This is a genomic window from Microcoleus sp. AT8-A3 (assembly GCF_036705675.1).
Taxonomy (GTDB): domain Bacteria; phylum Cyanobacteriota; class Cyanobacteriia; order Cyanobacteriales; family Microcoleaceae; genus Microcoleus.
In genome coordinates, this window is the sequence record NZ_JAUBVD010000116.1 from 1 (window position 1) to 6,696 (window position 6,696).

Sequence of the window (6,696 nt, forward strand, 5' to 3'; positions counted from 1 at the left end):
GGTGTTGGTGGTGTCGGCACCGGTATCGGCGCGGGTGTCGGTGTTGGTGGTGTCGGCACCGGTATCGGCGCGGGTGTCGGCACGGGTATCGGTTCCTTAAGGGGAATGAGAGAGACAGTGGCGACTGCCGCACTGGTAGCGCCGAGGTTATCTGTAGCGCTGTAGGTGAAGTTTGCCCCTGTGAAATTGCCGGACGCCTGGAAAAACAACTGGGTAATTTGCTCGGCTGTCAGGGTTTGACCTGCCGTGACCCGCACTCCTTGGCTGGGATCACCCAAGAACAGCGTGCCTTCATTGGCTGGTGGTAAGGTGTTTACGGTAAAGGAAACCACCGTCCCGTCTGGGTCGGTTCCTCCGAGTCCGGGGATGTTCACGGTTGTTTCCACCAACAAAGCGACGCTGGAGTTGTTGGCGACGGGTGGCCCGTCGGTGGGAGGTAATAGTCCTCGCAGGGAGGCTGTAGCGGGGGCTGGACTAATGGCGCCGCGGCTGTCTGTGGCGCTGTAGGTAAAGTTGGTGGCTGTGAATTCGCTGGTTGCTTGGAAGAATAACTGGCTGATTTGAGTTGCGCTAAGTCTTTGGCCTGCCGTGACCCGGATTCCCTGGCTGGGATCGCCCAAGAATAGGACGCCTTGATTTGCTGCCGGCAGGGTGTTGATAGTGAAGAATTCGATCGAGTCGTCGAGGTCTTTTGCCGTGAGCCCTGTGAGGTTGACTGTGCTGTTTGGCGCCAGTGTCTTGCTGAAGTTTGTCGGTACCGGCGGGTAGTTGAACGCCAGTGAGACCAGAGAAACGGTGGCTGCAGGACTGATGCCACCGAGATTGTCCCTGCTGCTGTAGGTAAAGTTAGCCCCTGTGAAATTGCCGGCCGACTGGAAGAATAACTGCGTCATTTGCTCGGCTGTCAGGGTTTGACCTGCCGTGACGGCGACTCCTCCGGTTGCGGGGTCGCCCAAGAACAGGATGCCTTGATTTGCCGGCGGCAGGGTGCTGATGGTGAATGCAACCACTGTGCCGTCTGAGTCTCTGCCTCCGATCCCGCTAATTTGGACAACGCTGTTGGGCCCGATCGCCACATTGCTGCTGTCGGCTGACGGAAGCTTGTTGGGTGAAGGCGGAGCGAGTAAAATGGCGGTGGTGACAGTGGCTCTGGACTCGGAACCGTTGTTATTGCTGGGGTCGGGATCGAAAGTGGTCGATCGACTCTGGGAAGTATTGCTAATGGTGCCGATCGCTGGAATGACTACTGTTACCTCGCGGTTGATGTTGCTGCCGCTAGTCAAACTGCGAATTGTTGGGAAGGTGACAACCCCTGTCACTGGGTCGTAAGTGCCGTTATCGGATGCGCTGACTCCCGTTAAACCGGGAATGATGCTGTCTGTAATCACTACGTTTTCAGCAGCATTCGGCCCATTGTTGGCGGTAGTTATAGTATAAGTCACGGAACTACCCGCAGGAGCAGATGTGAGACCGCTCTTGGACGTAACCAAGTCGGCGCGGGCTGCCTCGATCGCAGTAACGACTCGCCCCCCCGCCTGACCGGGCAATGCGACTGTCGAGCCGTCGTTATTCGTCAAGTCCGGGTCAAAAGTGTCCGATCGACTCAAGACAATGTTGGTGATGCTCGTCAGGGTAGACGGCGGTACAAAAGTCAGGCTGCGGGTGACGCTGCTGCCGCTGGCTAAAGTCGCGATCGCTGGGAAATCGATCGCCCCTGTGGCAGCATTGTAGGTTCCGCCATCGGACATCCTGACATTAGTTAAGCCGGGAATTAGGCTGTCGGTGATGACTACGTTGGTCGCGGGACTAGGCCCGTTGTTGGTAGTAGTAATTGTATAAAGTAGCGTGTCGCCCACCTCGATGCTGGCCGGAGCCGTTTTTTGGGTGACAATATCGGCCACAGCCTCGATCGAGGTAATGACGGTGGCGTTGGGGTTTGTACCGTTGTTGTTGGCAGGAGTGGAGTCGGGAGTGATGGAGGTACTTCTGGCCGTGTTGCTGATGGAAGTTAGGGTGGGCGGCACTGTGAAGCCGATCGTCCGGGTGACTGTCTCCTTATGGGCTATTGCCACGGGCGCAAAGGTGACAATCCCCGTCACTGGATCGTAAACGCCACCGTTAGATGCCGTGACTCCGGTTAACCCCGGAACTATGCTGTCAGTGATGGTTACAGCTTCTGCTGGACTCGGCCCTAAGTTGACTGTGGCGATCGTATAGCTGACCGAACTACCGGCAGTAGCACTCGTAGATCCGGTTTTCGTGGTAACAAGATCCGCGTTGGGCGCAATACTTGTCGTAACCGTAGAGTTAGTGGGAGTGCCGTCTTTGTTGGTCGCCCAGCCGTTGTTGTTAGTGGCGATCGGATCGAAAGTCGCCGCGCTACTCCGGGCCGTGTTGCTGATGGCGGTAAGGGTGGCTGGGGCAATGAAACTGACGGTGCGGGTCGCAGTAGCTGCATTTGCCAGGGTTGTCAATGCTGGGAAGGTGACAATGCCGGAAACTGGGTCGTAACTCCCCCCATCCGATACGCTGACTCCTGTTAAACCCGGAATAATGCTGTCCGTGACGGTCACATTGGCAGCGGGGTCTGGCCCCATGTTAGTCGTAGTCAATGTGTAGGCGACGCTTGACCCGGCCGAAGTAGTCACAGGGCCACTTTTGGTAGTCACTAAATCTGCGACTGTATCGACAACTGTGGTAAAGACTACACCCGGCCCCTCGATTTGCCCTGGCGCGAGTATACCGCTGTTGTTGCCCAGATCGGGGTCGAAAGTCGAGCTAGTGCTGAATGCAACGTTGGCAAAACTGCTACCGCTGGTTAAACCGGGCGGCAAATCAATAGTCAGGGTGTAAGTCAGAGTCTCACCCGCATTGAGAACCGGAATTAACGGCCAGGTGACAGCTTTCGTTTCGTTCACATAAGTGCCATTGTTGGAGGCAGTGAGAACCGGCGGCAATCCCCCCGGACGCAGCATTTCAAAAGGTATTTCGTCTTGAATCAGGACATTTGTAGCGGGCGCTGGCCCCCTGTTTACAGTTGTAATCGTGTAGGTAATGCTGCTTCCGGGCTTGACGAACTGCGGGCCGCTCTTGATAGTGGCAACCTCAGCGGTGATACTGGGAGGATTGATAGTTTCAACTACCAGGTTTTGAAGTTCGTGAATGTTGTTGGCGCTTCCTGTGGAACTGCCAAAACCAAATTTCAAAATTGGCGGTACCCGGCCGTTTTCGGTGGCCAAGTTGCGGATGTCGATCAATGTAGTTTCGTAGATGTCGTCGAAATTTGCATCGAAGGCCACGGTGAGGCGAGAGGGATTGACCGGATCGTTAGATGGATTCAGTGTAATTTGAACGGATCTTTTGGCTAAATTGCGATCGCTCGTGAACGTATTGCTGAAGTTAAAACTGGCGCCTGGTTCAGGGCCACTAAAGTCAATGCTTGTAGGAATGTTATCGATGCCGAAGGGAACGATCGCATTTGTTAAAAACCGATAACCGTTGGCTTGATTTCCTCTAACAGTCACCGAATCTGGTCTGAAAGAACCAATAGAAGAACCCGGAATCGGAGGTGGCTCAGGACCCGACCGCCCTTCTGTGGATGTTGAAAAATTGCCAAACTCGTCAAGCCCAATGCCTAAATAACCTCCCTCAATACCGGGTATACCCGTTCGTGGAGCGTAAGCGACAGAACCGCCATAACCCCCAGTCCTTGTTGGGCTAACAGTGCCGTCAATCAAGAAGAAACCCAGCCCGTCCCCTGGCTGAGGGCTAATAAATGGTTGCGGAGCATTAGCTTGCTCCCTTGAACCGTAAGAATAAAAATCAAACTGGACTCTGAGACCGTCGGTTGAAGGAATGGGGTTGTTGTAGATGACGAAGGCTTCCCGAAGGTTTACTGCTGGAGTTAATCGCAGAGCGCCATCGCCGGGAGTTGCACCGCCCAAAGCCGGAAGTACGCCGGATACTGTGCCTCCGGTAATGCCGGGGATAAGTTGATCGGCTGCTGGATCGTTGCTGCTGGGATCGAACAGTGCCCCGTCATTTCCCCCGTAAATCCAAGGCCCCCTAACTGTGGAGTTTTTGAAAGTTTCGTTAACTAATGTGCCGAGGGCGTAAGGGTAGGCTTCGAGGACTTCTTTTTCAATGGCGATTCTCGCCTTTATTTCCCCTGTCGCAAATTTTAATTGCCAGTCGCCGCCGAGGGCCGCACTCCCCGTCAAGTTGTCGGAAGCTGCAATATCTGCACCGACCATCAAGCTTAGCTGCCGCACGAAGGCTTGGCCGCTTTCCCCCGCTGCGACGCTGCACCCGAATAACAAGATATCTCCTCTCTCGCTGAGGGCTTTTCTCCACTGCTGTAACGAATGGCTGTAGGTTTGTAGGTTGTCGTTGCAGAGTTCGATCGACCCTAGCTGCACTCCTGCTTCTCGACCGTGAGAAACTATCTGAAGGCTGTCTAAATCGCTGCAATTAGCCAAAATTCTAGTAATTTGCTCGACTCCATCCCCCGTCGAGTTCAGTACAAATACCTCTGTATCGGCTGTTGCTCCTCTTGCCAAGCTCTCGCAGTTCTCTACTCTGGCATCGAGAAACAGTACATTTTTTACAGTCCGAGGGGGCAACCACGGGGAGTTTTCCCTTACAGTCGATCGCAAAAATTCTCTGTGGGGATGCCCAGTTCTCGTGCCGCCACGAATTTTCTGGGACAGGGGCAACCACGGGGGGATTGCCCCTACTGTTTTTACTTGTTTTATTGGTTTTTTCTGATGATAAGTTACTGTTGTTCGGGATTTTGCGCCCCCAATCCTTGTGGTGGACTCACCTATTTTTGGGGCGATAAAAATTGGTTTGTTGCAGATGCTTTGCATGGTAAAATAGTCTCACTAATTGTAGATGATATACCCATTTCCCGATGATTATTATCACCTATTTAAAAGGCTTAATTGCAGAGTAAGAGGCTCTGCTGCTTGACTGAGATTCAGAGCAAAAAGCCAATTTTACTCAGCACAAAGCAGTGCTATATGGATATTTAATAGCATTGCAAATAGCGCCGGCAGAAGAACTGAGGATTTGGTGTTTAAATCCCAATAATCTCTCTATCGGGTGATATTTTGCCTTCGACTTTTTTCTTTTAGGATCGCGAGTGTATCTGTTACACAGCTCTTACCTCGCGCAGTAGATAAGAACACGAGTTCTCAAGAATTTACTTGATGAGCTTTTCTGTACCTCGTCTAATGCACTTTACTTGGCAGATAAAACTCACTATTTCTAGACGTATAAACCTGGTTTGAGGGACGAAAAGACTTCTTTGCAGCCCTCGCTCCCGGTAAACAACTCGGTTTCTTTGGTTTGGCTGTGCAAGCCCTGTTCACAATAGCAACCACACATTAATTAGGGAGTGATAGCCGTCACATAATTATGGCGACTGTGCCCGAAGTGTTATTCAACTGATATCTTTTACCATTCTCAATAACCATTCTATGGGGGGTTCTCCTGCCCAGCCCATAAGAAAATTCACTTGTTGTGGAACAGGCCAGAAAGCCTATTCTTGAAAATGGTGCAACATATGAGATTCAATTGAAATTGGCATACCCTGTATCGACGAAGCTTCTTAAAAATTCATGACTTGGAGTCTGGACATAGCAATCTAGGTTTGAGACTGTTTCGCTACGATCGCAAAAACAGATTAGTGCTCCCCACAAGCAAATTCTCAAACTGTCAAGAAACGAGTCTTCGAGCTGGTTTCTGTTTAAGATAAATGCTCGGGACAATGTTTCGTGCAGAATTTTTCATGATGTTTTGGAGAAACGGATTTGGAGATGTGCGCCTCAGCTATTTACGATTTTTGTTGGCTAATTTTCTTAACTGCAGGAGTTACGCTCAGGAGACAGGAAAACCAATTTATGACTAGATTTCTCGTCGTCTAACCAAAATTTATCATCTAAACCTGGTTTCTGATCGTAAGTCATCAACTAGAAAAACACCGATCGCAATCCGCCAGTTATGGCAACTGTAACCAAGCAATAATGCTCGATTAGGTTTTAACTGCTGAGTTTGGGCGTGGGTCGTCCAAAACAAGCTTCACCAATAATCATTACACGTAAGTACATCTTAACTCATTGATTATTACATCCGCAAATAGACGTAGATACAAGCACCAATATAAGCTATATCTTTTCACCGCGAGCGTCAAGGGTTCGGGCTTGGTAGTACCGACAATCTTGACAGGGCCCAGAAGGATTGACAGCGCAGCGAATGTAATGAGAGCGGGCGTTATACTCACAAGTGATATCGCCGATCGAATAACCGAGGCTTTGTATGTAAGTGCGATCGGCAGTTGGTAGTTGAGTTCGCATGGGTCTATTCGCTACCGCAAGTCTGGCCGCTGCAATTCTGTCGCGGGCTTGGATCGATTGCGAGCGCATCACCCACAAAGACAGCAGCGAGGGAGCTAAACCTATGAAAATAATTAGGAGAGCAGTTAGCACTTTTTCAGAGCTTATGTGGAGAATATTTGTTTTGATTTAGGCTATGGCAACAAAAAACCCTCCCCGAAAAGACGGTTTTAAATAAGAAAAGTTCCCGATCAAGTCTCAAACTAGGCCGCCCCTGTGTTAACCGTTAGCTGGCTGCTGAGGAGGGCGAATTAAATAACTTACAATTTTAATTGTTATTGTGGGATGGGCGTCGGGCCCG

The 6,696-nt window shown here is 51.0% G+C and carries 2 protein-coding genes; both read right to left on the reverse strand.

Annotated elements, in window-relative coordinates:
- Positions 1-4,715, reverse strand: a 4,715-nt coding sequence (locus QUB51_RS29790; protein ID WP_333393121.1) for a DUF4347 domain-containing protein, incomplete at its 3' end; no start/stop codon positions are given.
- A gap of 1,452 nt (positions 4,716-6,167) precedes the next feature.
- Positions 6,168-6,488 carry a DUF6464 family protein gene (locus QUB51_RS29795; protein ID WP_333264482.1) on the reverse strand — a complete coding sequence of 107 codons (321 nt, stop codon included), beginning with the start codon at positions 6,486-6,488 and terminating at the stop codon, positions 6,168-6,170.
- Positions 6,489-6,696 lie beyond the last annotated feature (208 nt).